General features: G+C 69.2%; 25 protein-coding genes. 14 read left to right on the top strand and 11 right to left on the bottom strand.

Features of this window, described 5'->3' with window-relative positions; genetic code table 11:
* Positions 1-42: 42 nt before the first annotated feature.
* The 4 genes from HD596_RS23495 to HD596_RS23510 are packed head-to-tail and all read right to left on the bottom strand — an operon-like array spanning position 43 to position 4,992.
* Positions 43-984: an ABC transporter substrate-binding protein gene (locus HD596_RS23495; RefSeq protein WP_185071492.1), complete on the bottom strand. Its 942-nt coding sequence runs from the start codon at positions 982-984 to the stop codon at positions 43-45.
* Positions 985-1,034: 50 nt separating this feature from the next.
* On the bottom strand, positions 1,035-2,006 hold the full coding sequence (locus tag HD596_RS23500; RefSeq protein WP_185071493.1) for an ABC transporter substrate-binding protein: 972 nt from the start codon (positions 2,004-2,006) through the stop codon (positions 1,035-1,037).
* Positions 2,003-3,916, bottom strand: a complete 1,914-nt coding sequence (locus HD596_RS23505; RefSeq protein ID WP_185071494.1) for an ABC transporter permease — start codon at positions 3,914-3,916, stop codon at positions 2,003-2,005. The genes HD596_RS23500 and HD596_RS23505 overlap by 4 nt, the downstream gene beginning before the upstream one ends.
* A complete protein-coding gene (locus HD596_RS23510) occupies positions 3,913-4,992 on the bottom strand; it encodes a quaternary amine ABC transporter ATP-binding protein (protein ID WP_185071495.1) in 1,080 nt (359 codons plus the stop codon). The genes HD596_RS23505 and HD596_RS23510 overlap by 4 nt, the downstream gene beginning before the upstream one ends.
* Before the next feature lie 312 nt (positions 4,993-5,304).
* Here HD596_RS23510 and HD596_RS23515 point away from each other — a divergent pair, with 312 nt between their 5' ends.
* From HD596_RS23515 to HD596_RS23530, 4 genes are all read left to right on the top strand, one after another.
* Positions 5,305-7,884: a sensor histidine kinase gene (locus HD596_RS23515; RefSeq protein WP_185071496.1), complete on the top strand. Its 2,580-nt coding sequence runs from the start codon at positions 5,305-5,307 to the stop codon at positions 7,882-7,884.
* Complete coding sequence (locus HD596_RS23520) at positions 7,881-8,300, top strand: roadblock/LC7 domain-containing protein (protein ID WP_185071497.1); 420 nt, start codon at positions 7,881-7,883, stop codon at positions 8,298-8,300. Before HD596_RS23515 ends, HD596_RS23520 begins: the two co-directional genes overlap by 4 nt.
* A gap of 111 nt (positions 8,301-8,411) precedes the next feature.
* Positions 8,412-8,726 (top strand): DUF742 domain-containing protein, encoded by a 315-nt coding sequence (locus HD596_RS23525; RefSeq protein WP_246556553.1) that lies wholly within the window; start codon positions 8,412-8,414, stop codon positions 8,724-8,726.
* Positions 8,707-9,273: a GTP-binding protein gene (locus HD596_RS23530; RefSeq protein WP_185071499.1), complete on the top strand. Its 567-nt coding sequence runs from the start codon at positions 8,707-8,709 to the stop codon at positions 9,271-9,273. Before HD596_RS23525 ends, HD596_RS23530 begins: the two co-directional genes overlap by 20 nt.
* Positions 9,274-9,289: 16 nt before the next feature.
* Here the strand turns inward: HD596_RS23530 and HD596_RS23535 are convergent, their stop codons facing one another.
* Positions 9,290-10,249: an SIS domain-containing protein gene (locus tag HD596_RS23535; RefSeq protein ID WP_185071500.1), complete on the bottom strand. Its 960-nt coding sequence runs from the start codon at positions 10,247-10,249 to the stop codon at positions 9,290-9,292.
* Positions 10,246-11,274 (bottom strand): aminoglycoside phosphotransferase, encoded by a 1,029-nt coding sequence (locus HD596_RS23540; RefSeq protein WP_185071501.1) that lies wholly within the window; start codon positions 11,272-11,274, stop codon positions 10,246-10,248. The genes HD596_RS23535 and HD596_RS23540 overlap by 4 nt, the downstream gene beginning before the upstream one ends.
* Before the next feature lie 253 nt (positions 11,275-11,527).
* Here HD596_RS23540 and HD596_RS23545 point away from each other — a divergent pair, with 253 nt between their 5' ends.
* Genes HD596_RS23545 through HD596_RS23560 form a run of 4 tightly spaced genes read left to right on the top strand, consistent with a single transcriptional unit; the run spans position 11,528 to position 15,392 of the window.
* Complete coding sequence (locus HD596_RS23545; protein WP_185071502.1) at positions 11,528-12,652, top strand: polyamine ABC transporter substrate-binding protein; 1,125 nt, start codon at positions 11,528-11,530, stop codon at positions 12,650-12,652.
* A gap of 2 nt (positions 12,653-12,654) precedes the next feature.
* Positions 12,655-13,503, top strand: coding sequence for an ABC transporter permease (locus HD596_RS23550; RefSeq protein WP_313044659.1), 849 nt, complete (start codon positions 12,655-12,657; stop codon positions 13,501-13,503).
* Positions 13,496-14,356: an ABC transporter permease gene (locus tag HD596_RS23555; protein WP_185071503.1), complete on the top strand. Its 861-nt coding sequence runs from the start codon at positions 13,496-13,498 to the stop codon at positions 14,354-14,356. Before HD596_RS23550 ends, HD596_RS23555 begins: the two co-directional genes overlap by 8 nt.
* Positions 14,343-15,392 carry an ABC transporter ATP-binding protein gene (locus HD596_RS23560; protein ID WP_185071504.1) on the top strand — a complete coding sequence of 350 codons (1,050 nt, stop codon included), beginning with the start codon at positions 14,343-14,345 and terminating at the stop codon, positions 15,390-15,392. The genes HD596_RS23555 and HD596_RS23560 overlap by 14 nt, the downstream gene beginning before the upstream one ends.
* A gap of 2 nt (positions 15,393-15,394) precedes the next feature.
* On the opposite strand, the gene HD596_RS23565 is transcribed toward HD596_RS23560, so the two are convergent.
* Positions 15,395-16,000 (bottom strand): TetR/AcrR family transcriptional regulator, encoded by a 606-nt coding sequence (locus HD596_RS23565; RefSeq protein ID WP_313044660.1) that lies wholly within the window; start codon positions 15,998-16,000, stop codon positions 15,395-15,397.
* Positions 16,001-16,125: 125 nt separating this feature from the next.
* Between HD596_RS23565 and HD596_RS23570 the strand changes: the two genes are divergently transcribed.
* From HD596_RS23570 to HD596_RS23595, 6 genes are all read left to right on the top strand, one after another.
* Entirely contained in the window at positions 16,126-17,403 is a 1,278-nt protein-coding gene (locus tag HD596_RS23570) for a glycosyltransferase (RefSeq protein WP_185071505.1), read from the top strand.
* 14 nt (positions 17,404-17,417) lie between these two features.
* On the top strand, positions 17,418-18,815 hold the full coding sequence (locus HD596_RS23575; RefSeq protein ID WP_185071506.1) for an aminobutyraldehyde dehydrogenase: 1,398 nt from the start codon (positions 17,418-17,420) through the stop codon (positions 18,813-18,815).
* Positions 18,816-19,067: 252 nt separating this feature from the next.
* A complete protein-coding gene (locus tag HD596_RS23580; protein ID WP_185071507.1) occupies positions 19,068-22,319 on the top strand; it encodes a nitrate- and nitrite sensing domain-containing protein in 3,252 nt (1,083 codons plus the stop codon).
* A complete protein-coding gene (locus tag HD596_RS23585; protein ID WP_090935862.1) occupies positions 22,316-22,738 on the top strand; it encodes a roadblock/LC7 domain-containing protein in 423 nt (140 codons plus the stop codon). The genes HD596_RS23580 and HD596_RS23585 overlap by 4 nt, the downstream gene beginning before the upstream one ends.
* 20 nt (positions 22,739-22,758) lie before the next feature.
* Positions 22,759-23,163, top strand: a complete 405-nt coding sequence (locus HD596_RS23590) for a DUF742 domain-containing protein (protein ID WP_225964010.1) — start codon at positions 22,759-22,761, stop codon at positions 23,161-23,163.
* Positions 23,144-23,722 carry a GTP-binding protein gene (locus HD596_RS23595; RefSeq protein ID WP_185071508.1) on the top strand — a complete coding sequence of 193 codons (579 nt, stop codon included), beginning with the start codon at positions 23,144-23,146 and terminating at the stop codon, positions 23,720-23,722. The genes HD596_RS23590 and HD596_RS23595 overlap by 20 nt, the downstream gene beginning before the upstream one ends.
* A gap of 261 nt (positions 23,723-23,983) precedes the next feature.
* On the opposite strand, the gene HD596_RS23600 is transcribed toward HD596_RS23595, so the two are convergent.
* The 4 genes from HD596_RS23600 to HD596_RS23610 all read right to left on the bottom strand — a co-directional run bounded on the left by HD596_RS23600 (position 23,984) and on the right by HD596_RS23610 (position 26,069).
* The gene (locus HD596_RS23600; protein WP_313044661.1) at positions 23,984-25,126 is read right to left on the bottom strand and encodes a methyltransferase domain-containing protein; all 1,143 of its coding nucleotides are present in this window, start codon (positions 25,124-25,126) and stop codon (positions 23,984-23,986) included.
* On the bottom strand, positions 25,123-25,257 hold the full coding sequence (locus HD596_RS63835; protein ID WP_281398271.1) for a hypothetical protein: 135 nt from the start codon (positions 25,255-25,257) through the stop codon (positions 25,123-25,125). Before HD596_RS63835 ends, HD596_RS23600 begins: the two co-directional genes overlap by 4 nt.
* A gap of 138 nt (positions 25,258-25,395) precedes the next feature.
* Positions 25,396-25,800, bottom strand: coding sequence for a type II toxin-antitoxin system VapC family toxin (locus HD596_RS23605; protein ID WP_185071509.1), 405 nt, complete (start codon positions 25,798-25,800; stop codon positions 25,396-25,398).
* A complete protein-coding gene (locus tag HD596_RS23610) occupies positions 25,797-26,069 on the bottom strand; it encodes a type II toxin-antitoxin system Phd/YefM family antitoxin (protein ID WP_185071510.1) in 273 nt (90 codons plus the stop codon). The genes HD596_RS23605 and HD596_RS23610 overlap by 4 nt, the downstream gene beginning before the upstream one ends.
* Between the last annotated feature and the right edge of the window lie 24 nt (positions 26,070-26,093).

Consider the following 26,093-nt stretch of genomic DNA (forward strand, 5'->3'; position numbering starts at 1 on the left):
CTGAAACGACTGTCACCCATGCCGCCCCTCGATCACCGGGCCTCAGCGCGGGATCCAGTCCTTCCACACGATCTTGTTGTCCCGCACCCACCGCTCGGCGGCCTGCTCGGCGCTCATCTTCTCGTTGATCATGTCGCTGGCCACGGAGTTCTGGTCGTCGTTGGTCCAGGTGAAGTTGCGGACCAGCTCGTACGCCTTGCCGCCGGTCTGCGCGAACTTCTTGCTGACGATCTTGTCGAGCAGGTACGGCGGGTAGTCGCAGGCGACCCGCTTGGCGTCGTCGTCGCAGCCCAGGGCGTAGGGCGGCAGCGCCACCTTGACCAGTTTGACCTTGGTGAACAGCCATTGCGGCTCGTAGAAATACATCAGCAGCGGTGTCCGATTCTTGGTGGCGAACTCGGCCGCTTTGATCAGCGCCTCCTCGCTGCCCGAGTAGACGACCTTGTAATTGAGTCCGAGGTTCTTGACGAGAGCCTCGTCATTCGTCACGAATGTCGGATCTCCGTCCAGAACCTGTCCGGCATTTCCGGTTTTTTCGGTCCGGAAAAGGTGCGCGTACTTATTGAGGTTTCGGTAGTCCGTAATGTCGGGATATTTCTTGACCATCCACTCGGGGACGTACCACCCGATGATGCCCTGGTTCCCCGTCAGCCCGGCCGACAGCGCGACCTTCTTCTGCTCGATGAACTTCTTTTTCAGGTCGTTGTGGCCCCAGTTCTCGACGATCACATCGACCTTGCCCTCCTCGAAATCCTCCCAGGAATCGCCCTCCTTCATGGTGCGCTTGCGCACCGAGTAACCCAGCTCGTGCTCGAGCAGGTACGCCAGCACGGCGGCCTGGGCCTCGTACCCGACCCAGCCGTGGATGTCGATGTTGACGACGCCCTTCGACCCCGTGGCGGAGCCAGGCTCCTCGCCGGAGCAGGCGGTCGTCAGCAGCAGGGCCGCGACCAGCGGCCCGACGAGCTTGTTCGTTCGCAACATGAGGTCTCCCGGTGACCGCGGCCCCGCTCGGGGCCGCGGTCAAGAGGGCGTCACTTGGGGATCCAGGCCTGCCACTTGGCGGTGTTGGCCTCGATCCACTTCTTGGCGGCCTGCTCGCCGGTCAGGCCGTTGTTGGTCATGTCGTTGGCGACCGCGTTCTGGTCCTCGTTGGTCCAGCTGAAGTTCTTGACCAGCTCGTACGCCTTGCCGCCGGTGTCCGCGAACTTCTTGCTGACGATCTTGTCGAGGTCCATCTCCGGGTAGTCGCACGCGACCTTCTTGGGGTCGGCGTCGCAGCCCTCGGTCCAGGCCGGCAGGTTGACGCGGACCAGGTCCACCTTGTCGAAGAGCCAGTGCGGCGTCCAGAAGTAGAACAGCAGTGCCTTCTGCTGCTCCTGCGCCTGCGTGGCGGACTTGAGCAGGGCCGCCTCGCTGCCGCCGGTGACGACCTTGTAGTTCAGCTTCAGGTTCTTGACCAGGGCCTCGTCGTTGGTGACGTAGCTGGGGTCACCGTCGAGGAGCTGGCCCTTGCCGCCGGACTCCGAGGTCTTGAACAGGGAGGCGTACTTGTTGAGGTTCTTGTAGTCGGTGATGTCCGGGTACTTGTCGGCCATCCACTTCGGCACGTACCAGCCGATGATGCCCTTGTTGCCGGTGGAGCCGGCCTCGACCGCGACCTTCTTCTCCTCGATGAACTTCTTCTTCAGGTCCGGGTGGCCCCAGTTCTCGATGATGACGTCGACGTCGCCGGTCTCGAAGCCCTCCCACGCGAGCTGCTCCTTGATCTCGGGCATCTCGACGTTGTAGTGGAGCTCGTTCTTCAGCAGGTACGCGACGACGTTCGCGCTGGCCTCGTAGCCCACCCACGGGTTGATCGCGATCTTCACGGTCCCGGTGGCGGCGCTCGATCCGGAGGCCGCCGGGGCGGCGGAGGAGCTGGGAGAGGTCTCGACCTTGGCCCCGCCGCAACCGACAGCGGCGAGCCCGAGGGCGAGGAGGCCTGCGAGCAGGCGAATCTTCATGTGGATTTCCTTCTTCGGGGGGAGGGGCGCCTGTCGGCGCCCTGCGTGATGCGGTCGAGCATGACGCCGAGCAGCACGGTCGCGATGCCGGCCACGAAGCCCATGCCGAAGTCCGGTCGCTGGGAGAATCCGACGACCACGTCGTAGCCGAGGGCCCCCGCCCCGACCAGACCGCCGACAACCACCATGGCCAGCGTCATCACGATGCCCTGGTTGGCCGCGAGCAGGATCGCCCGCCTGGCCATGGGCAGCTGCACCTTCCACAGGAGCTGGCCCGGGGTCGAGCCCGCCGAGGCGGCCGCCTCGACGACCGTGGCGGGCACGCCCTTGATGCCGTCCTCGACCAGCCGCACCACGGGCGGCACCGCGTAGATGACGGAGGCGAAGATCGCCGTGAACCGGGTGGTCTCGAACAGCGCCAGCGCCGGAAGCAGGTAGACGAACGCCGGCATGGTCTGCGCGGCGTCGAGTATGGGCCGCTGCACGGCCGAATACCGCGGCGAGCGGGCCGCGGCCACGCCGAGCACCAGGCCGGCGACCAGCGTGACGAACACCGCGACGACGACCGTGGTCAGCGTCTGCATGGTGTGCTCCCAGACGCCGAGCAGCGCGATGGCCAGCAGGCAGGCCAGGGCCGTCAGCGCCGGGCGTACCCCGCTCACCCGCCAGGCCACGGCCAGCACCGCCAGGGCGACCAGCCACCACGGGGCCGAGGTGAACAGCGCCTCCAGCGGGTTGAGCAGGACGCCGGTCGTGAGGTCCTTGATGGCCGTGGTCACCCCGTACCAGCTGGTCTCGGCCCAGCGGACGGCGTCGTTCACCTCGGCCACGAAGTTGACGGTGAGGCCGTCCGGCCAGGTCCTGGGCAGCGCGGGGATGAGCGCGATCCCGGCCACCGCCAGCACGCCGGCGGCGGCGAGATCGACCCGGCTCGTCCTCGTGTGCGGCTCGCGGTGGGCGATCGCCATCATGGTCCGGTCGAGCAGCACCGCCGTGATGACGATGGCCACGCCCGCCGGGAGCATGATGCCGACCTGCGCCCGCGACAGGCCGCGGATGATGTCGCCGCCCAGGCCGGGGGCGGAGATCAGGTTCGCGATGACGACCATGGACAGGGCCATCATGATCGTCTGGTTGACCGCCAGCGCCATCGTCGACCTGGCCAGCGGCAGGTAGACCTTGAACAGCGTCTGCCGGCGCGTGGCGCCCAGCGAGCTGGACGCCTCGACGGCCGTGGGGGAGACCTCGGAGATGGCCAGCGCGGTGATGCGGATGGCCGGCGGGATCGAGTAGATCATCGTCGCGATCGCCCCGGCCGGGGCGCCGATGTGGAAGAACAGCGCGAGCGGCGCCAGGTACGCGAACGTGGGCATGATCTGCATGACGTCCAGCACCGGCGTGATCACCCGCCGGACGCGGGCCGAGAGCCCGGCCCAGACGCCCAGCGGGATCCCGATCGCCAGCGACAGCAGCACCGAGACCGCGACCAGGGCCAGCGTGTCGACGCTCGACTGCCACAGCCCCAGGAGGCCGAACGCGCTCACGCCCGCCACCGCGGCCAGCCCGATCCGCCAGCCGCCCGCCAGCCAGGCCAGCGCGCCCATGACGCCGGTGATGCCGGGCCAGCCGAGCGCGTACAGGACGGACTGGAACAGGCCGTACAGCCAGCCCACGAAGAGCCGGATGTAGTTGAGGAAGTACAGGAAGAGCGGGTTGTCGTTGCGGTGGTCGTCGATCCACTCGCGCAGGTCGGTGACGGCCAGGAACTGCGGCGCCTCCTTGTCGTGCGGCAGCGTCGCCGTGCCGCGGAAGACCAGGTACGCCACCACGAACAGCACCGCCACCCCGGCGGGGGCCGCCCACTTCGGCAACCTCAGCCGCGAGGGCGTGCTGACCGCCGTGGTGCTCATGCCTGCACCGTGACGTCCGCGTCGGACAGGAAGGTCAGCAGGTCCACGCGGTCCACGACGCCCACGAGGTCGTCGCCGTCCACGACCCTGATGGGGCGGGAGGAGGCGGACGAGGCGCCGATGGCGTCCATGATCAGCGTGGTGGCCGGCAGGACGGGCCCGTCCAGCGGCTCGCCGGGCTCGGGCTCGCGGCAGATCCAGCGCAGCGTCAGCACGTGGCTCCTGGGCACGTCGCGTACGAAGTCGGCCACGTAGTCGTCGGCGGGCGCGCCCACCAGCTCCTCCGCGGTGCCGAGCTGCACGATCGAGCCCGCCCGCATGATCGCGATCCGCTCGCCCAGCTTCAGCGCCTCGGACAGGTCGTGCGTGATGAACACCATCGTCTTGCCGACTTCCCGGTGCAGGCGGATCACCTCGGCCTGCATGTCGCGCCTGATCAGCGGGTCGAGCGCGCTGAACGGCTCGTCGAACAGCATCACCTGCGGGTCCACGGCCAGCGCGCGGGCCAGCCCGACGCGCTGCTGCATGCCGCCGGAGAGCTGGTCGGGGTAGGCGTCGGCGTACCCGTCGAGGCCGACGAGGGAGAGGATCTCCGCGGCCCGCGCGTGCCTGGCCGCCTTGGCGGTGCCCTGGATCTCCAGCCCGTACGCCACGTTGTCGATCACCTTGCGGTGCGGCAGCAGGCCGAAGTGCTGGAAGACCATGCTGACCCGGTGGCGGCGGATCTCGCGGAGCCGGGCGGGGGAGGCACGGCCGATGTCCTCGCCGCCGATCCTGATCTCGCCGGCGCTGGGCTCGATCAGCCGGGTGAGGCAGCGTACGAGGGTGGACTTGCCGCTGCCGGACAGGCCCATGACCACGAAGACCTCGCCCGGACGCACCTCGAAGCTCACGTCCCTGACGGCGGCGGTGCAGCCGGTCTTCTCTCTCAGCGCGGCCTGGTCGAGATGCCTGTCCTCGCTGTCCAGGACTTTCTGCGCCCTGGATCCGAAGATCTTCCAAAGGCCCTCAACAGTGATGGCCGCGCTGTCGGGAGAATCCCCCACCCTCGCCTCCTTCTTTGACCGCCACAACATATGGGGCGATTAACGGAAATCACAACGCCGTGACACTCCAGAGACCTGCATGCTCCTGGGGTGTTATGAGGTTGGAACGTTCGAAAGCCCCACACCGGGACATTCAACTCTTTAAAGGCTTATTTCCCACTTTCCGATCATGAATCATGGAGCTCCAGGTTTTGGCACTTGAGTCACACGAGTCGCTTTTTGTAGCGTTATGTTCGGGTGGGCCAGACTGCTGTGGGATGTGTTCTAATTGGCCGGCACTTAGCTGATTTCCCCACGGGACACAGCCCCCTCAAATACGCCGATTCGGGCGAGGTGCGTTCGGTGACTACAGCGTTGGGTGAGAGGCAGGCCAGTAACGGCAACTGGCGGCTGAGCAATTGGCGCGTCCGCGCGCGCCTTGTCGCCCTCATCCTGATCCCGACGGCCGCCGCCGTCCTGCTCGGCGGCATCCAGGTGCTCGCCAGGACGTCCGCCGCCGGTGACTACGCGCGTACCAACCAGTTCGCCCGGCTCTCCGCCGAGCTGGGCGGGCTCACCCACCAGGTCGCGGCCGAGCGGGCCACGACCGCCTGGTACATCGCGCGCAACCGGCCGGCGGGCATGCTCTCCACGGTGCAGGCCCAGATGGACCAGTCCGACCTGGCCGTCAGGCAGGTCCGCGGCACCGCCGGGCAACTGCTGACCGAGGTCAGCGGCCGTAGCGCCGACCAGCTCGAGAACCTGCTCAGCCGCCTGGACGACCTGACCGCCCTGCGCAAGCAGGCGCTGGAGGCCAACCTGCTGCCGGGCCCCGCCGTCGAGCTCTACACGACCGTGATCGGCGACCTGCTCTCCGTCCACAACGAGCTGATCAAGGACAGCGTGGACGACGAGCTGTTCCGCCAGACCCGCATGCTGAACGCCCTGGCCAGGGCGAAGGAGAGCGTCTCCTACCAGCAGGCGCTGGTCACCGCGGTGCTCGTCGAGGGCGCGTTCGACGAGGACCAGCTCAAGCGCTTCCTCGGCGAGCAGTCCAAGGAGCTGAACGAGCGCAAGGCGTACTCGACCGAGGCCACCGCCGAGGAGCGCCGCTTCTTCGACGAGACCGTCAACGGCAGGTCCGCCGACCGCATGCTGTTCCTGCGCGAGCTGGTGCTGATCAGGAGCACGAAGGGGCTGCCGCTGCGCGGCCTCGACCTGAGCAAGCGCGACGACGCCAAGGAGTGGTTCGACGCGGCCAACGTGGTCGTCGACTCCATGCGCGAGGTGGAGGAGCGCCAGGCCCAGGGCATCGTGGCGCGCAGCGAGGCGCTCAGCGCGGACGAGCGGCAGCAGGCGTTCGTGACCGCGGGCGCCGTGCTCGCCCTGCTCGTGGCGGTCCTGCTGATCACCACCGGGGTGGCCAGGTCGCTCGTGCGCCCGCTGCGCCGCCTGCGCGGCGAGGCGCTGGAGATCGCGGGCCGGCGGCTGCCGGACTTCGTCCAGCACCTGCGCGAGTCCCGCGACGGTGCCGTCCAGGCCGAGGTCCCGCCCATCGGGATCTTCTCCAGGGACGAGGTCGGTGAGGTCGCCCGCGCGTTCGACGAGGTGCACCGCGAGGCCGTACGGCTGGCGGGCGACGAGGCCAAGCTGCGGGCGAACGTCAACGCCATGTTCGTCAACCTGTCCAGGCGCAGCCAGACGCTGGTCGAGCGGCAGCTCACGCTGATCGAGCGGCTGGAGCGCGGCGAGCGCGACGACAGCCGGCTCGGCGACCTGTTCAAGCTCGACCACCTGGCCACCCGCATGCGCCGCAACAGCGAGAACCTCCTGGTCCTGGCCGGCCAGGAGGCGGCGCGCAAGTGGAGCGAGCCGGTCGAGCTGATGGACATCGTGCGGGCCGCGCTCGGCGAGGTCGAGAGCTACGACCGGGTCAGCATCCAGGTCCAGTCGGACGTCGCCATCGCCGGCCAGGCCGTCACCGACGTGGTCCACCTGCTGGCCGAGCTGGTCGAGAACGCGGTCTCGTTCTCCTCGCGGGACACCAAGGTCATCATCTCCAGCAGCCGCATCGACACCGGCTCGCTGATGCTGTCGGTCACCGACCACGGCATCGGCATGAGCGCCGAGGAGCTGGCCGAGGCCAACTGGCGGCTGGCGAACCCGCCCGTCGTGGACGTGTCGGTGTCGCGGCGCATGGGCCTGTTCGTGGTCGGCCGGCTGGCGCTGCGGCACAGCATCCGCGTCCAGCTGCGCATGCAGGACATCGGCGGGCTGACCGCCATGGTGCTGATCCCGCCCGCGCTGCTCACGGCGGTGGCGGGCGCGGTGCCGGGCGCGGTGCCCGTGCCGGCGCGCATCCCGGTGCCCAGGCAGGCCCACCCGCCGACACCGGCCGCGCCCTTCCCGGGGCATCCCTCCTTCGGGACCCTGCCGCCCGCCGAGCACGTGGCCGGGCATCCGTCGCTGGACATGGTGCCCCCGGCGCCCGAGCCGTCGTCGTGGTTCAGCTCGTCGCAGGCGCACTCGGCCGAGCAACCACCGCCGGACCTGGCCGGGCCGGCGGACTCCTACCCGTCGTTCGCCACCCCGTCGGCGCCGTCCAAGGACGAGGAGTTCCTGCCCATCTACTCCGCCGTCGAGGAGAGCAGCTGGTTCACCAAGACCGCGCCCACGGCCGACCACCGGGACCCGGCCTGGACCTCACCCGCCGACCAGGGCTGGCAGGCGGCCGGCGCGGCCGCGGAACCGGCGCAGAACGGCATGACCAACTCCGGCCTGCCGAAGCGGACGCCGAGAGCGAATCTGGTGCCGGGCACCGCGAGTCCGAAGCCCCAGCCCGCCGCCGCTCCTCCGGTGTCGCCCGACCGGCTGCGCAACAGGCTGGCCAGCTACCAGCAGGGCGTGCGCAAGGGCCGCGCCGAGCTCGAGGAGGACTCATGAAGGAGCTCAGCCAGGCGGCCAGGGACATGAACTGGCTGGTCAGCAGCTTCGTCGACGAGGTCCCCGGCGTGGCGCACGCCGTGGTCGTGTCCGCCGACGGGCTGCCGATGGCGTACTCCAGGGGCTTTCCCAAAGACCGCGCCGACCAGCTGGCCGCGATCGCGGCCGGGCTCGTCAGCCTCACGCAGGGATCGGCGCGCGTGTTCGAGGGCGGAGGGGTCACCCAGACGCTCGTCGAGATGGACCGCGGCCTGCTGCTGGTCATGTCGATCAGCGACGGTTCCTGCCTGGCGGTGCTGGCCGCGCCGGACTGCGACATGGGCCTGGTGGCCTACCAGATGACGATCCTGGTCGAGCGCGCCGGGCAGGTGCTCACGCCTGCCGTGCGGGCGGAACTGTCGGCGGCGCGTCCGTGATGGACCCCGCCGGCGTCCCGGAGCACGGCCGGACAGACAGGGTGATGGGAGTGGACGTTGGCATCGTGGCACAACGATGAACCGGAGCCGGAGCGCAGCTCGCTCGTCCGGATGTACGCCGTCACCGGTGGCAGGACGACTCCTCGTACGGAGCTCGCCATGGAGGCCCTGGTATCGTCGGCCACCTCGGCCCGGCTCGGCATGACGTACACCCGTGAATACCGCGCGATCAGCGAGCTGTGCCGGCAGGTGCGCTCCGTGGCGGAGATCTCCGCGCTGCTGAGCGTTCCTCTCGGGGTGGCGAGGGTGCTGGTGGCCGACATGGAGGCGGACGGGCTGGTCAGGGTGTACCAGCCCCAGCTGGACGCGGGCCTCCCCGACAGGGGCCTGCTCGAAAGGGTATTGAGTGGACTTCGCAGGCTCTAGCCGGCTCACCTCCACGAAGATCGTCGTGGCGGGCGGGTTCGGCGTAGGGAAGACCACGTTCGTGGGCTCCGTGTCCGAGATCATGCCGCTGACCACGGAGGCGGTGATGACGGACGCGTCCGAGGGCATCGACGACCTCGGGCTCACGCCCGGCAAGAACACCACCACCGTGGCCATGGACTTCGGGCGGCTCTCGCTGGAGCACGACCTGATCCTCTATCTGTTCGGCACGCCGGGGCAGCACCGGTTCTGGTTCATGTGGGACGACCTCGTGCGCGGCGCCATCGGGGCCGTGGTGCTGGTGGACTCGCGGCGGCTGGCCGACAGCTTCCCCGCCATCGACTACTTCGAGGAGTCCGGCATGCCGTTCGTCATCGGGGTGAACGGCTGGGACGGGGTGTTCCCGCACAGCGAGAGCGAGGTGCGGGAGGCGCTCACGCTCTCCCCGCACATCCCGATCGTCCGCACCGACGCGCGGGCGCGGCCGGCGGTCAAGAACACCCTCATCACGCTCGTCGAGCACGCGCTCGCCGCGCGGGCTCATTGACCCCTACTGTGACTGATTACGGGGCCGCCCACCAATTCCCGGCGACCAGTTCGGCCACCAGCGTCTCGGTGAGCAGGGCGACGTCCGGGTCGTCGTCGTGCGCGTACCGGACGGCGGCCCTGGCGTCCTTGACCTCGGCGCCCACCGTGACCACCGTGGAGCCGCGCTCGCGCACCCAGTCCATGGCCTGCTCGGTGTAGCGGGAGCCGGGGTAGAGCAGCGCCCGGTAGTCGAGGGTCTTGGTGAGGTAGACGTCCACGTGTGACCAGTCGCCCGTCTCGCACGCGTCGGCGGGGCGGCGCGGGCCCTCGCGGAACATCAGCGCCGACTGCTCGGCCGACGACAGCCGCTCGGCGGGGGCGATGGTGTAGACGCCGCGGTCGCCGTCCAGCAGCTCCATGGTCATGGGGAGCCATGCGTCCCTCCTGTCCAGGAGGTCCGCCGTGGCCTCGGCGGCCCGCTCCAGCAGCTTCGGCAGGTCGCGGCCCGTCCCGGTGAGGTGGGCCTCCAGGGCCAGGAGCAGGGCCAGGGTGTGCTGGAACGTACGGCAGGCGACGCCGCCGCGCTCCTCGCCCGCGCGCATGTCGACCACCAGGTCGGCCCGCTCGGCGAGGGGCGAGCCCTGGGTGTTGGTGAGCGCCGCCAGGTAGGACGGGCCGCCCGTGTACCGTTCCACGGCGTCGAGGGTCTCCCGGCTCGAACCGGTGGCCGAGATCGGCACGACCAGGGTGTCCGCGGCGGCCGGGTAGGTGGCCTGCGCGGAGGCGTAGTCGGCGTAGGCGTCCACGCCCGCCCGGCGCAGGCGCAGCGCCGCCACGCCCGCGGCGTACCTGGAGCTGCCCATGCCGAGGAAGAGCACCCTGGTCAGGCCCGGGGGGAGCGCCGCGAACGGGTTCTCCTCCCTCAGGGCGGCGGCCAGGCCCCTGAGCGCCGCCGGCTTGGCCTCCAGGTCGGACAGGTAGAGCTCGGAATTCACGTGATGTTCTCCTCTTGGTACCAGGTGCGCAGGACGCCCATGGGGGCGTAGCGCCAGCGGGGCAGGTGGCGGGCGGCGTAGATGAGCTCGCGGCACTCCTGCTCCACCTCGAACGGACGGACCAGCCTCTCGTCGAGCAGGTCCGGCCGGTCCTTGCCGGCCAGGCGGTCCTTGTAGGCGGCCAGCAGCCCGGCGCGGGCCTGCGCCGCCCAGGCCGCCGCCGCGCCGGGGTCGGTGCCCCTCCGCTTGATCGCCACCTGGGCCACGTGCTCGATGCTCGTGGTGAGCTGGGCCACGTCCCTGGCGGCCGGCTGGCACGGGTCGGCGTCGGTGACGGTGGGGTTGCCGTCGAAGTCGATCACCGCGTAGCCGTCCCGCCATTTGAGGACCTGGCCCACGTGCAGGTCGCCGTGGATCCTGATGCGGGGGCCGGTGATCGGCGCCTGGAGGGCGGCCAGCTCGCGCCGGATCGCCGGGGCCCGCGTGGCCAGCCACGCGCCGTCCTCGCCGCCCGTGAGCGCGAGCGCCTCCGCGAGCGCGGCCTGCGCCCTGGCCGCCGGACCCGCGGCCCCGGGCTCCGGCGCGGGGGTGGGCAGCGTGGCGAGCGCGAGGTGCAGGTCGGCGGCGAGGCGGCCGAGCACGGGGGCGAAGTCCGTGGCGCCGGCCTCGGCCTCGTCGACGCACCACTCCCAGCCGTCGCGCGCCTGCGGAAGGTAGCCCGTGACCAGGGCCAGGAGCTGCTCGTTCCCCTCCACTTCGCGCGTCAGGGCCGCGTAAGGGGGCGCTGTGTCGTTGAACCCCGCCTCAACGAGGTGGGCGAAGACCTCTGGGGCGGGGTGGGGCAGGGGGACCGGTGGGGTGAGCCACTTGACGACGACCTTCTCGTCCACGACCACCGAGTAGTTCGTCTGGTCCACGTGCGGGCCGAACTCCCGCTCACCTGGGGCCCCAGTGTGGAGATCTCCAAGGCTGTACGAGAGGGTGGGCAGCGGGAGGAAGCGCCGCACCGCGAACGGCGGCGGCACCTCACCCTCCAGCAGCGGCAGGAGTGCGGCGCTGACGCCCCGGTCTCGGGCCGTGAGGGGCCTCTCACCGAGAGAGAGCAGCCGATCGGCTATTGAATCCCAATTCAACTCGTAGACCAAACTTCCAGGTAGCAATGTCATCAAAAGTCTTGCTCATGTTGATTTACCCTGCAACACTCCTGCTCTGGTCTGCTGTGTCCGGTAAGGTCGCGCGACCCCTCAAACTGCACAAATTTCAGAAGGAGTAGCGGCCGTGCCCCGTACCCGGTTCACCCGTCGTCTCCCGGCTGCCATCACGGCGGCCGGCCTCGCGCTCGCCGTCGCGGCGTGCGGCGGTGAGTCGTCGACCAGCTCAGAAGGCACGGCCCCGGCCGCGGCCGACCAGCTCAAGCCGAACGCGGACCTGTCGCAGCAGTCGCTCCAGATCACAGTCTGGGACGGTTACACGCCCAAGGAGCTGCCGGAGAAGGTCAAGGCGAAGCTCAAGGTCAAGGACATGAAGGTCGCCCTGCACGACACCAACGAGGTCGCGATGACCAAGCTCACCGCCCCCGGTGACAGCGGCATCGACGTGGCGTTCGTGTCGGGCCAGTACGCCCAGGCGCTCAACGCGGCGGGCCTGCTGGAGCCGATCCACCCCGAGCTGATCCCCAACCTGGCCAACCTCTACCCGGAGGCCACCCAGCTCTCCTACGACAAGGGCAACAAGTACTCGGTGCCCTACACCTGGGGCACGACCGGCATCTGCTACCGCTCCGACCTGGTGAAGTCCGAGCCGACGAGTTGGAACGATCTGCTCAAGCCCCCGGCGTGGGCCGACAAGAAGGTCACCATGATGACCACCGAGCGCTGGCTCGCGCTGCCCGCGCTCAAGGCGCTCGGCTACTCGGTCAACACCGACAAGGACGACGAGATCGCCAAGGTCAAGGAGCTCCTCCTCGCGCAGAAGCCCCACCTGCTCACCTACGACGACACCACGTTCGGCGACAAGCTGAAGTCCGGCGAGGCCGTCATGGTCGAGGCCTGGGACGGCTGGTGCCCGACCACGGACGCGAAGAACAACATCAAGTTCGTGGTGCCGAAGGAGGGCAGCGACCTCTGGGTGGACACCATGGTGATCATGAAGTCCTCCAAGAACAAGGAGGCCGCGCACGCCCTGATCAACTACATCCTCGACCCCGAGATCCACAGCTGGGCCGCCGAGAACATCAACTACAAGGTCCCGAACAAGGCCGCCATGGAGCGGGTGCGGGTCCCCAAGGGCTCGCTGCTCGACATCAAGCCCGCCGAGCTGCTCAACGGTGAGTCGATCATCGACCTGGGCCAGGCGTCGACCAAGTACACGCGTCTGTCGACCGAAATCACGGCACAGCAGTAAAAGTGAAGTCTGAGGTCAAGGCCCGGCCGGCGTCCAGGGGACGCCGGCTGGGCGCGTTCGTTTTCCTGTCACCCGGCGTCACCTATCTGATCGTGCTGCTGCTGGTGCCGCTCGCGCTGGTGCTCAGCAACACGGTGTTCCAGCGCGGCCGCTTCGGCGGCGTCGTCTACGAGTTCACCACCGAGAACTTCCAGCGCCTGGTCGACCCGCTCTACCTCGGCGTGGTGGGCACCTCGCTGAAGATCGCGACCCTGACGACGCTGATCGCGCTGCTCCTCGGCTACCCGACGGCCTACCTGATCGCCCAGCTGCCGCCGAAGTGGAAGACGGTCGCGCTGGTCGCCGTCGTGCTGCCGTTCTGGACGAACTTCATCATCCGCGTGTACGCCTGGATCATCCTGCTGAGCGGCCCCGGCGTGATCAACTCGCTGCTGGGCACGGACCTGGAGCTGCTCTACAAGCAGGGCACGATCGTCACCGGGCTGCTCTACTCGTACCTGCCGCTGATGGTGCTGCCGCTCTACTCCGCCATCGAGCGGCTCGACCCGCAGCTCCGGGAGGCCTCGGCCAACCTGGGGGCCTCGGCGTTCACCACCTTCAGGAAGGTCACGCTGCCGCTGACGGTCCCGGGCGTGATGACCGGGTGCCTGTTCGTGTTCGTGCCGAGCTTCGGCAACTTCGTCATCCCCGAGATCCTCGGCGGCAGCAAGTCGATCATGGTGGGCAACCTGATCCGCGACCAGTTCCTCAAGGCCCGCGACTGGCCGTTCGGCTCCACGCTCGCGCTGGCGCTCATCGCGGTGCTGATCGTGCTGCTCCTCGTGCAGGCCAGGGTGGCGCGCCGTGCGTAGGTCAAAGCTCCTGTACGTCCCGTTCTGGGCCACGTACGTCTTCCTCTACCTGCCTATCGTCGTGCTCGTCGTCATGTCGTTCAACTCCGGCAAGTCGGCGTACACGTACGAGGGCTTCAGCTTCAAGTGGTACGGCGAGCTGGCCCACGACGAGCGGGTCAGGGACGGCCTGGTCAACACGCTGATCGTGGCCACCGGCTCCACCGTGATCGCCACCGTGCTCGGGACGCTGCTGGCCGTCGGGCTGGCCCGGCACACCAGGTCCAAGACGCTGGACGCCGTCGCGCTCATGCCGGCGGTGCTGCCCGACCTGGTGCTCGCGATCGGCCTGCTGCTGTTCTACGGCCTGATCCAGCTCACGCTCGGCCTCTACTCGGTGATCCTCGCCCACGGCCTGTTCGCGATGGCGTTCGTGGCCGCGGTGGTGCGCACCAGGCTGACCAACTCCGACACCTCGCTGGAGGAGGCCTCGCGGGATCTGGGCGCGGGGCCGTTCACCACGTTCATGAAGATCACGCTTCCGCAGCTGACGCCGGGCATCGTGGCCGGCGCGCTGCTGGCGTTCACGCTGTCGCTGGACGAGTTCGTGATCGCGTTCTTCACGATCGGCAACAGCGACCAGACGCTGCCGATCGTGATCTATTCGATGATCCGTTTCGGGGTCACCCCGAAGATCAACGCGCTGGCCGCGATCCTGCTCCTCGTGAGCTTCACGGCGGTGATCGCCGGGCAGCGCATGACGAAGATCGGGGAGAGGGAGCCGAACCGGACACCTGGGGAACCACGCACGGACCTCAGGGTGCAAGGTGAGGCGGACTCGACCAATCAGGGGGAGAGACGTGCTCAGGATTGACGGGATCACCCGCAGCTTCGGGGAGGTCACGGCGCTCGACGACGTGTCGCTGGAGATCGGCCAGGGCGAGTTCTTCGCCCTGCTCGGCCCCTCGGGCTGCGGCAAGACCACGCTGCTGCGCATCATCGCCGGGTTCGAGACGCCCGACCGGGGCACGGTGACGCTGGACGGCGAGGACCTGCTGGCCAAGCAGCCGAACCGGCGGCCGATCAGCCTCATGTTCCAGTCGTACGCGCTGTTCCCCCACATGACCGTGGCCAAGAACGTGGCCTACGGCCTGGAGCGCGAGCGGCTGCCCCGCCAGGAGGTCAAGCAGCGCGTCGGCGAGGTGCTGGAGACCGTCGGGCTGTCGGCGCACGCGGACCGCAAGCCCGCCCAGCTCTCCGGCGGCCAGCGGCAGCGGGTCGCGCTGGCGCGTTCCATCGTCAAGCGGCCCCGCCTGCTGCTGCTCGACGAGCCGCTGTCGGCCCTGGACAAGAAGGTCCGCGCCGACATGCAGCTGGAGCTCAAGCGGCTGCAGCACGAGGTGGGCATCACGTTCGTGGTGGTCACGCACGACCAGGAGGAGGCCATGTCGCTGGCCGACCGCATCGCGGTCTTCGACAGCGGCAAGGTGCGGCAGGTGGACGAGCCGATCGCGCTCTACGAGCGGCCCCGCACGCCGTTCGTGGCCGACTTCGTCGGCGCCAACAACCTCTTCCACGGCACGGCCAGCGGCCTCGACGGCATCAAGACCGACGACTTCGGCATGCTGGCCGGCGTCCCACTCGAAGAGCTCGAGGCGGGCGCCAAGGCGCTGCTGGCGGTCCGGCCGGAGAACGTCGAGCTGGCCGGCGAGAGCGCCACCCGCGGCCTCAGGGGCAGCGTCCTGGACGTCAGCTTCTACGGGGGCGTCTCGCACATCTCCGTGGACGTGCCGGGCCACGTCAAGCCGGTGCTGGTCGCCGTGCAGGGCGCGAGCACGGTCAAGGCGGGCGAGAAGGTCAAGGTGCGCTGGAAGGCCGAGGACGCGGTCATCATGGCGGCCGACCGGTGAGCTCAGTGGGCCAGGTCGTTGCCCGTGGCAGCGCGGGCGTACGACAGGATCAGCTCGGCCGCCTCGGCCGGGCCGATCACCGGGTGCCTGGCCGTGATGCGGTAGCCGTAGGCGTCCTCCAGCGCCACCAGGTTGCGGGCGATCGTCAGCGAGTCGGCGCTCAGCCTGAACACCCCAAGCGCGGCGCCGGTGTCGAGGACCGCCTGGTACATCGAGACCTGGCGGTCGTAGAGGGAGGTGAGCAGCACGCCGTAGACCCGGTTGCGGCCCGCGGCGCCGCCCAGCTCGTTGAGCAGACGGACATCGGGGTCGAGCGGCCCGGTCGGCAGCCCGGACTTGATCGTGAGCACCAGCTTCTCGACCGGGTTGGTGAGGGTGGCGAGCTGCCGCACGCGCTGCTCGTAGAACCGCTCCATGCCCGCGTGCTGCGCCTCGACCAGCAGCTCGCTGAGGTCGGGGTAGTGGTAGAGCACCGCGCCGGAGGTCAGACCGGCCTCCTCGGCGACGTGCGAGAGCTGCACGCCGTCGATGCCGTGACGGATGATGGCCCTGCGCGCGGCCTCGATCAAGTCGATGCGCCGGTCACTACGGCTCTTACGCTGAGCCACCCCCACCGCCTTCACTCGTTTGGCTGCTGTTCAGTTAGCCGTGACCATAGTGCCCGTTACTTGACCTTCACGCTAGATGAGTTCTTGAATTCCTCTTCAAATTGATGAGTTTCCCCGGAGCCTCGATGTCTCTCACCATCCTGTTCATGCCTGAAAGCGCCTACGGACCCACCAACAACTCGATCGGCATCGGCGACATCCTCCGCCGCCGCGGCCACCGCGTCGTCTTCGCCGCGGAGGCGTCGTGGAAGGGCAAGCTCGAAGCGCTCGGCTTCGAGGAGGACCTCGTCGACCTCGCCCCGCCGCCCGAGGACACCGAGGAGGAGCAGGACCCGGGGCAGTTCTGGAAGGACTTCATCCGCGAGACCGCCCCCGAGTACCGCAAGAGCACCCTGGAGCAGCTCGACACCGTCACCAAGCCGATCTGGGAGTCGCTGATCGACGGCGTGAAGTACTGCGAGCCGCAGCTCAAGGCGATCATCGAGCGCGTGAACCCCGACGTGATCGTCGAGGACAACGTGATCACGTTCCCGGCGCTGCTCACCGCGGGCAAGAAGTTCGTCCGCATCGTCTCCTGCAACCCGCTGGAGGTGCGCGGCGAGAACGTCGCGCCGGTCTTCTCCGGCCTGCCGGCCGACGACCGCTCGGAGTGGGAGGCCTTCCGCGCCGAGTACGACCGCACCCACCGCGAGCTGTGGAGCGCCTTCAACGAGTGGTGCGTCGAGCAGGGCACCGAGCCGCTGCCCGACCTCGACTTCATCCACGAGGGCGACCTGAACCTCTACGTCTACCCCGAGATCCTCGACTACACCGACGCCCGCCCGCTCGGCGACTCCTGGCACCGCCTCGACTCCTCGGTCAGGGAGACGGACGAGGCGTTCACGCTGCCCTTCGAGCGCCGCGAGGGGGGCTCGCTGGTCTACTTCTCGCTCGGCTCGCTGGGCTCCTCCGACGTGGAGCTGATGCAGCGCGTCATCGACGTGCTGGCCACCACGCCGCACCAGTACATCGTCTCCAAGGGCCCGCTGCACGAGGAGATCAAGCTCGCCGACAACATGTGGGGCGCGGAGTTCCTCCCGCAGACCAAGATCATCCCGCTGTGTGACCTGGTCATCACGCACGGCGGCAACAACACGACCACGGAGGCGCTGCACTTCGGCAAGCCGATGATCCTGCTGCCGCTCTTCTGGGACCAGTACGACAACGCCCAGCGGGTGGACGAGCTGGGCTATGGTGTCAGGCTCTCCACCTACACCTTCACCGACGACGAACTGAAGGGGGCGGTCGAGCGGCTGCTCGGGGACACCGAGCTGCGCGCCCGGCTCGCCGCCGCGGGCGAGGAGATCAGGCGCCGCGACGGCCTGCGCAAGGCCGCCGACCTGATCGAGCAGCTCGGCCAGTAAGGACATGATTTTCCATGCGTGAACTGATCAACCCCGCCACCGGGCTGCCGTGCGCCGAGATTCCCGACACACCCGTGGAGGGCGTCGCGGCGGCCGTCGACCGGGCCCGCGCGGCCTTCGAGGAGTGGTCGCAGACCACCCCGGCCGACCGGGCACGGCTGCTGCTGCGGGTGGCCGACCTGGTGGAGGCCGACGCCGAGGAGCTGACCAGGCTCGAGGTGGAGGAGACGGGCAAGCCCGCGGCGGTGTTCAGGGACGGCGAGCTGCCGTTCGCCGCCGACAACCTGCGCTTCTTCGCCGGGGCCGCCCGTTCCCTCGAAGGCTCGGGCGCCGGTGTCTTCAGCCCCGGCTACACCTCGGTCCTGCTGCGCCGTCCCGTCGGGGTGGTGGGGTCGATCGCGCCGTGGAACTTCCCGTTCGTCATGGCCGTCTGGAAGGTCGGCCCGGCGGTGGCCGCGGGCAACGCCGTGGTGATCAAGCCGGCCCCCCAGACGCCGCGTACGACGCTGCGGCTGGCCGAGCTGTTCGCCAAGGCGGGCGCGCCCGACGGGCTCGTCCAGGTGGTCACCGGGGCCGCCGAGACCGGTCAGGCGCTGGTCACCCACCCGGGCGTGGACATGGTCAGCGTCACCGGCTCCACGGAGACGGGCCGGGCGGTCATGACCGGGGCCGCGGCCACGCTCAAGCGAGTGCACCTCGAGCTCGGCGGCAAGGCGCCCGCGCTGGTCTTCGAGGACGCCGACCTCGCGGAGATGGCCCGCGGGGTGGCGATGGGGGCGACGTACAACACAGGGCAGGACTGCACGGCCGCCACCCGGGTCTACGTCGCCCGCGAGGTGTACGCGGACGCGATCGAGGCACTGCGGGCAACTCTTGCCAAAATAACCGTCGGCGACCCCTGGGACCCGGCCACGGACATCGGCCCGCTGATCTCGGCCGCGCACCGTGACCGGGTGCACGGGTTCGTCTCCAGGGCCGGCGGGCGCGTGCTCCACGGCGGCGCCCCGGTCGAGGGCCCCGGATTCTTCTACCCGCCGACGCTCGTGACCGATGTCGCCCAGGACAGCGAGATCGTCCAAGGTGAACTTTTCGGACCCGTGCTCGTGGCGCTACCGTTCGACGGCGAGGACGAGGCGGTCAGACTGGCCAACGACACGCGGTACGGTCTGGCCTCGTCGGTGTGGTCGCGTGACGTCTCCAGGGCCATGCGCGTGTCACACCGGCTCGATGTGGGCGTGACCTGGGTGAACGACCACCTGCCCATCGCCAGCGAGGCGCCGCACGGCGGGGTGAAGGGCAGCGGCTTCGGCAAGGACATGAGCCAGGAGGCGGTGCAGGAGTACTCGGTGACGCGGCACCTGATGGTGAAGCACGCGGCACCGGTCGAGCGGGATTCGTTCCGGCCCGCCTAGAGACGCGTACGGCGATATGTTGCCCAAAGTGACCCTTTGGGCACGTGTGATGGGATATGTTCGGTTGGCCGATCTGGTACGGGTTGTGTTCCAATTACCCAGCCGGAACGAATCCCATGCGCCACACGCGTGTCTGATTTCTTTCGAGCACGTACCGGCGAGAGGTTGCGAGAGTCAGTGAGGACGAAAGACCCCAGGCACACGAGGTCAGGGGCGTACACAGGCGGACGTTTCCGGCTGGGGAACTGGCGTGTGCGCTCGAGGCTGGTCGCGCTGATCCTCATCCCCACGGTCGTGGGTGTGCTGCTCGCCGGCGTGCAGCTGGCCAACGCCATCGGCACCAGCGCCGAGTACCGCCGGCTCACCCAGGTGGCCGAGCTGGTGCAGCGCATCGGCGCGCTCAACCACGAGCTCGGCAAGGAACGCACGCTCACCGCGTGGTACGTCTCCGACCGCAGCAGAGGCCAGCGCCTCGTCCAGCTCAAGACGCAGCGGCAGGCCACGGACACGGCCAAGAAGCAGGTGCTGAGCGCCGCCAAGGCCATCGACGCCGCGCACTCCCTGCGTGTCATCGAGGGCGTCGACAACATGCGCCGGTGGCTCGACGGTCTCGACAGCCTCCGCGAGTCGATGGTCTCGAACGTGCCGCCGCGTGCCGCCATCAGCACGTACACCACCATGATCGGCATCTTCTCCGCGATCGAGGCCGACCTGGGCGACGGCGTCAACGACGACACCCTCCAGGGTGACGTGGCCGCGCTCGGCTCGCTGCAGCGGGTCAAGGAGGAGATCTCGCGCCAGCAGATCATCCTGATCGTGGCGCTCGTCCAGCGGAAGCTGGACAACGACGACCTGTCGGACTTCCTGGGCTCCTGGAACAGGCAGCAGGCCGAGCTGACCTCCTTCGAGCAGGAGGCCGACCCCAAGGACCTGGACGCGTACCGGAAGGGCGTCAAGGGCCTGCAGATCGACCTCGCCGACGCCATGCGCCAGCGCGCGCTCGCCCAGATGCGCGAGTACAACGAGATCCGCGACCTCGACGTCACCACCCGCCGCGACCTCGGCAACTGGTACGAGTCGACCACGCTGTCCGGCAACGCCATGCGCAAGGTCGAGGACGGCCTGGCCACCAGGATCGTGGCCAGGACCCGGGAGCTGAGCGACACCGAGCAGCGCAACGCGATCATCTCCGGTGCGGTGATCCTGGTCCTGCTGCTCCTCGTCCTGGTCTTCACCACCCGCGTGGCCGGTTCGCTGGTCCGCCCGCTGCGCCGGCTGCGCGCCGAGGCGCTCCAGGTCGCCACGACCCGGCTGCCCGAGACCGTCCGCGTGCTGCGCGAGTCCGGCGAGGGCGCGCAGGTGCCCGAGACGCCCTCGGTCGGCATCAACACCCGCGACGAGATCGGTGAGGTCGCGCAGGCGTTCGACGAGGTCCACCGCGAGGCGATCCGGCTGGCCGGCGACGAGGCCAAGCTGCGGGCGAACGTCAACGCCATGTTCGTCAACCTCTCCCGCCGCAGCCAGACGCTGGTCGAGCGGCAGCTGCAGCTCATCGAGGGCCTGGAGCAGGGCGAGGAGGACGAGCAGCGGCTCGCGAACCTGTTCCGCCTCGACCACCTGGCCACCCGCATGCGCCGCAACAGCGAGAACCTCCTGGTCCTCGCCGGCCAGGAGGCCGCGCGCAAGTGGAGCGAGCCGGTGCCGCTGGTCGACATCGCCCGCGCCTCGCTGTCCGAGGTCGAGAACTACGAGCGGGTCCAGATCCAGATCCCGTCCGGCACGCTGATCGTCGGCCCGGCCGTCACCGACGCCGTCCACCTGCTCGCCGAGCTCATCGAGAACGCGATCTCGTTCTCCCCCCGCGAGAGCAAGGTCCAGGTCACCAGTACCCCCGCCGAGGGCGGCGTGCTCGTGTCGATCAACGACCTGGGCATCGGCATGAACCAGGAGGAGCTCTCCGAGGCCAACTGGCGCCTGGCGAACCCGCCCGTCGTGGACGTGTCGGTGTCGCGGCGCATGGGCCTGTTCGTGGTCGGCCGCCTGGCCCTGCGCCACGGCATCCGCGTCCAGCTCAGCCCCCGGGAGACGGGCGGCCTGAGCGCGCTGGTCTTCATGCCGGACATGCTGATCAGCAACGGCCTGGGCGGGCCGCAGCAGGGCGGGCAGTACGAGGCGTTCACGGACTTCGACCCGAGCATGTTCGTGGAGCCCTCGCGGAACGGGGCCGCCTCCTACGGCGGGGCGCCCTCCGGCGACGGTCCCGAGCACGTGGTGGACACGCAGTGGCCGGGATCGCTGCCGGTGCCGGGGAGCGGCAACTGGGCTCCCTTCGGCGGCGACCAGCCGGCGCCGTTCAACGAGCAGCCCGCCGCGTACAACGAGCAGCCCGCCGCGTACAACGACCGGCCCGCCGGGGACCGCCCGTTCGGCGAGCAGCCCTTCGGGGACCAGCCTTTCGGTGAGCCGCAGCCCTTCGGCGAGCAGCCTTTCGGGGAGCGGCAGGCGCCCTACGCCGAGCAGCCGCAGAGCTCGCAGAACGGCGACCAGCCGCGCTGGCCGTCCTTCTCCGAGGAGCCCCCTCCGCCCGCGCAGCAGCCGTTCGGGGAGCAGCGCTGGCCGTCGTTCGCCGAGGAGACGCCGCCTCCCGCGCCGCAGCCCACGTCGTTCGCGGAGAACCGGTGGCCGTCCTTCGCGGAGCAGCCGCCGCCCCTGCAGGAGGAGGAGCCGCGCTGGCCGTCCTTCGCCACCGAGCCGCCGAAGCAGCCGCAGGAGGAGCCGCGCTGGTCGTCGTTCGCCGACCCGGTGCCGCGCAGGTCGCTGTTCGAGTCGGAGGACCGTCCGCAGCCGCAGTTCGGGGAGTCGTACCGCTCGCCGTTCGCGGACGACCCCAAGCCCGCCGACCCGTTCCAGCAGAACGGGCACTCCAACTACGACAGGTTCGGGCCCGGCGACTACTCCTCGCAGGACATGACCGGCCCGCTCCCCGTGGTGCGCAACTCGCCCATGGAGGAGCAGGGCGACGAGTTCCTGCCGATCTTCTCGTCGGTCGGGTCCGACTGGTTCCGCCGGCCGGACCCCGAGGTGCTGCAGCCGCACGAGCCCGCTCGCCACGAGGAGGAGCAGGAGACCACCGCCGTGCACCCGGCGGTGCCCGCCGACCCGGCCCCGGTCGCTCCCGCGCAGTCCCCGTCGGGGCTGCCGCGGCGCACGCCGGGCGCGTCGGGGGCGGGCGCGACGTGGTCCTCGCCCGCGGACTCCGGCTTCCAGGCCGCGCAGGCCGCCGCGCAGCCCGCGCAGGGCGGCACGACGTCCTCGGGCCTGCCACGTCGCGTGCCCAAGGCCAATCTGGTGCCCGGTACGGCCAGCCTCGCCGAGCCCCAGGCTTCGTCACCGGCACCGCAGATCTCACCCGAGCGGCTGCGCAGCCGGCTCTCCAGCTTCCAGCAGGGCGTCCGCCAGGGCCGAGCGTTCACCCGGGGCGAAGAGAATGAGGAGGACAAATGAGAGAAATGAGCCAGGGAGCGCGCGGCATCAGCTGGTTGATCACGGACTTCGTGAACAACGTGCCGGGCGTCGCCCACACGGTCGTGGTGTCGTCCGACGGTTTGCCGCTGGCCTTCTCCGAGGGTTTTCCCAAGGACCGGGCCGACCAGCTCGCCGCGGTGGCGTCCGGCGTCATCAGCCTCACCCAGGGTGCGGCGCGGGTCTTCGAGGGCGGTATGGTGACCCAGACCGTTATCGAGATGCAGCGTGGGCTCTTGATGATCATGTCCATCAGTGATGGGTCCTGTTTGGCGGTCCTGGCTGCTCCCGACTGTGACATGGGCCTGGTGGCTTACCAGATGACCCTGCTGGTCGAGCGGGCGGGCCAGGTGCTGACGCCGGCCGTACGCGCCGAGCTGCAAGCGGCCCGCCCCCGCTAGTGGGGCGGTGACAGGAGATCATGGTGTCAGGTCAGGGTTGGGCTGGTGATAGCACTCCGCCGCATCCGGCGGCTCCCCGTCCGCAGAAGCAGAGCTCCCTGGTACGGCCCTATGCCGTGACCGGGGGGCGCACCGCTCCACGGATGAAGTTCGCCATGGAGGCATTGGTGTCCTCCGTGACGTCGGAATACCAAGACATTTCCCTACTTAGTCCGGAGTATCAGGCGATTATTCAACTGACCCGGAACGTCCGGTCGGTTGCCGAGATCTCCGCCCTTTTACGCCAGCCCCTTGGCGTGGTCCGGGTGCTGATCGCCGACATGGCGTCCGAGGGCCTGATCCGCGTGCACCAGCCTGCGCTGGACGCCGGAAAGCCGGACCTCAACTTGCTCGAAAGGGTGCTCAGTGGACTTCGCAGGCTCTAGCCCCGGGCTGACCTCGACGAAGATCGTCGTGGCCGGGGGCTTCGGCGTGGGGAAGACGACGTTCGTGGGTGCGGTCTCGGAGATCCTGCCGCTCACCACCGAAGCGGTCATGACGGACGCCTCCGCGCACGTGGACGACGTCTCCCTCACGCCGAACAAGACCACCACGACCGTGGCCATGGACTTCGGCCGGGTCTCGCTCGATCGCGACCTGATCCTTTACCTGTTCGGCACGCCCGGACAGCACCGCTTCTGGTTCATGTGGGACGACCTGGTACGCGGCGCGATCGGCGCGGTCGTCCTCGTGGACACGCGCCGCCTGGCGGACAGCTTCCCCGCGATCGACTATTTCGAAGAGGCGAAGCTGCCGTTCGTGATCGGCATCAACGGCTGGGACGGGCAGTTCGCGCACGCGGAGGACGAACTCCGCGAGGCCCTGTCGATCGGCGGCCACATCCCGATCGTGCGCCTGGACGCCAGGCAGCGGGAGTCGGTGAAAGCCACCTTGATCACCCTGGTGGAACACGCCCTGACCCGCCACATGCACACCCCGGTGTAGGCGGACCGGCTCCACCATCTGGGTGGTGGGCCGCCTGACGCCCGCCCCGCACAAAGGCCTTCGCAATGGGGCGCTTCGCGCCGAAGGGCTCAGACGTTCTTGTTCTGGGCGCCTTCGGCGCACCCCACGCCTTCGGCGACTGGTGGCCCACCCCTTGACCTACGAGGCGGTGGGCCGCCTTCTGCCCACCCCGCCAACTGGATCCGGCAAGCTCCGTTGAGCGGTCGCGGTTGAAAACCCTACGGAACCCGGTTGGCGTGCTCAGGCCCTGGCGCGGCCCAGCATCCGCTCCGGAGAATCCAGCCAGATCCGCTGCCCCTCCTGCGTGATGGTCATGCCGAACCGCTCCCGGCCTGGCTCGCCCCAGGACACCCACTGTGCGTAAGCGTCGGTGATCTCATCCCACAGGGACCGATCGCCGAGCTGGTACGCGAGGTGATCGCCGTCCGGGTCGTGAACCGCCGCCGCCCAGTGGGCAGGGTCGGCAGGGTCGACCACGTACAGCACGAAACGGTCCCCCTCGTCGACCTCGCGGATGTGCAGCCCGGTGAGAGCCGACATGGCCAGCCCCGCCCCCGCCGGCGCGTGCGCGATCGTGCGCGGGTCTACCTGGGTCGTGGACCGACGGCCGCTGCCGTCGTCGTCGGCGACAGGGGATCCGTCCTGCGAGCGCATCATCATGTACGACGTGCACCCGGGGAACCGGCCGGCGGCGACCCCGCCGGGCATGACCACGAGCCGCACGGAGAGGTCGACGTCGAAGCCAGGCGAGAACGGCGCCACGATCACGCCGCCCGGCCGGGTCTGCTCGACCCACGCATACGGCACCGTGTGGACGGCACAGGTGACGTGGACCCGGTCGTACGGTGCTCCCTCGGCCCACCCGTCCGCCCCGTCACCGACGATCAGGCGCGGATGCACGCCGGCCGCGGCCAGCCTCTTCCCCGCTTGCTCGGCGACGGCCTGGTCGACCTCGATCGAGGTCACGATGCCGTGCTCGCCGACCAGGTGGGACAGCAGCGCGGCGGTCCAGCCCGTGCCCGTGCCGATCTCCAGCACCCGATCACCCGGCTCCGGATCGAGCAGGGTGAGCAGATCGACGACGGTCCCCGGGGCGGAGTTGGAGGAGGTGTAGCGCCCGTTCAACTCGCGGATGTCGGTTGCGCCGCCATCGAGCTGCGTCACGATGGCCTCAGGTCCGTACACGGTGGCCCACCAGGTGTCCGGGTCGTCGTGCCGGTCGATGAGGCGGGGGCCGCCTCCGGTGAGAACGACCCCGGTGGGGGGCACGAACCGATGCCGGGGCACGGCCCGCAGCGCCTTGCCGATGGCGCCGCTGACCGGGCGGCGCTCGCTGATGGCGTCGATCAGGCCATCAATGCGGGGGTCCAGGCCGAGGGTCACTTGCCGTCCTTCTTGTCCCCGTCACCGCTGCCACGCTTGCCCTGGCTTCCGTCTCCGTCGTTCTGGTTCTTCTTCTCCTTCGGGGGAGTGAACGGCTTCAGGCTGGGCTCCTCGCCCTTGTGCTTTCCCATGCCGGCCTCCTACGTCTAGACGAGTTGCTCATCGTGATCGTACGGCTACGATTCGAAGCGGGCAAGGGGGTGGTGTCGGTGTGCGCTGAGGCGGCGTCTCCCCGATCTCATCATGGAGGGCCGTCCAGTGATCGATGTTCACACGGGAACGACGGTGATCAAGCTTTCCAGCCCGACGAAGTCGTCGGTGTTGCGCGTGAAGAGCGGCAACCCTCGGCTGGAGGCGACTGCGGCGATCATGAGGTCCATTCGGCGAGGTCGCGGGTCACGCTTCGCCGCGAGCGTCAGCGCGACAAGGCTGCCGTAGCGGGCCGCCGCGTCGGCATCGAAGGGCAGAGGCTCGAAGTCGGCCACCGCAGCGCCCAGCTTCTCCATGCGCGCGGCTCGGGTGGCCTGATCCTTGGCCATGGCCACGCCTTGGTGAAGTTCGGCGATCGTGATGGCTGTGAGCTCGGGATAAGCCGGGAGATCAGCGGGAGAGATCTTGGCGAGATCGATGTAAACGCACGTGTCTATCACTCCGGCGCTGTGCCGCTCGGTCATTCGCGGCCCTGCCACGGGTCGTCCTCGATGCGGTCTTCGGAGCCGAAGAACTCGTCGGCCTCTCGACGCATCGCCGCGTAGTCCACGGCCGGAAATCTGCGATGCCTGGCGACGAGCTCTTCGGCGCTCATGCGCCGTCGGCGTGGAATCGGTCGCAACTCCGCGATCTCGACTCCGTTGCGGGTGATGTGAAAGACCTCGCCTGCCTCGACCTGGTCCATGACAGCGGCGGAGTTGTTGCGGAACTCCCGTTGGGTGATGGTCTTCATGATGCGTCTATCGTAGCCCGGCGT

This window comes from Nonomuraea jabiensis, from assembly GCF_014204795.1.
GTDB classification, from domain to species: domain Bacteria; phylum Actinomycetota; class Actinomycetes; order Streptosporangiales; family Streptosporangiaceae; genus Nonomuraea; species Nonomuraea jabiensis.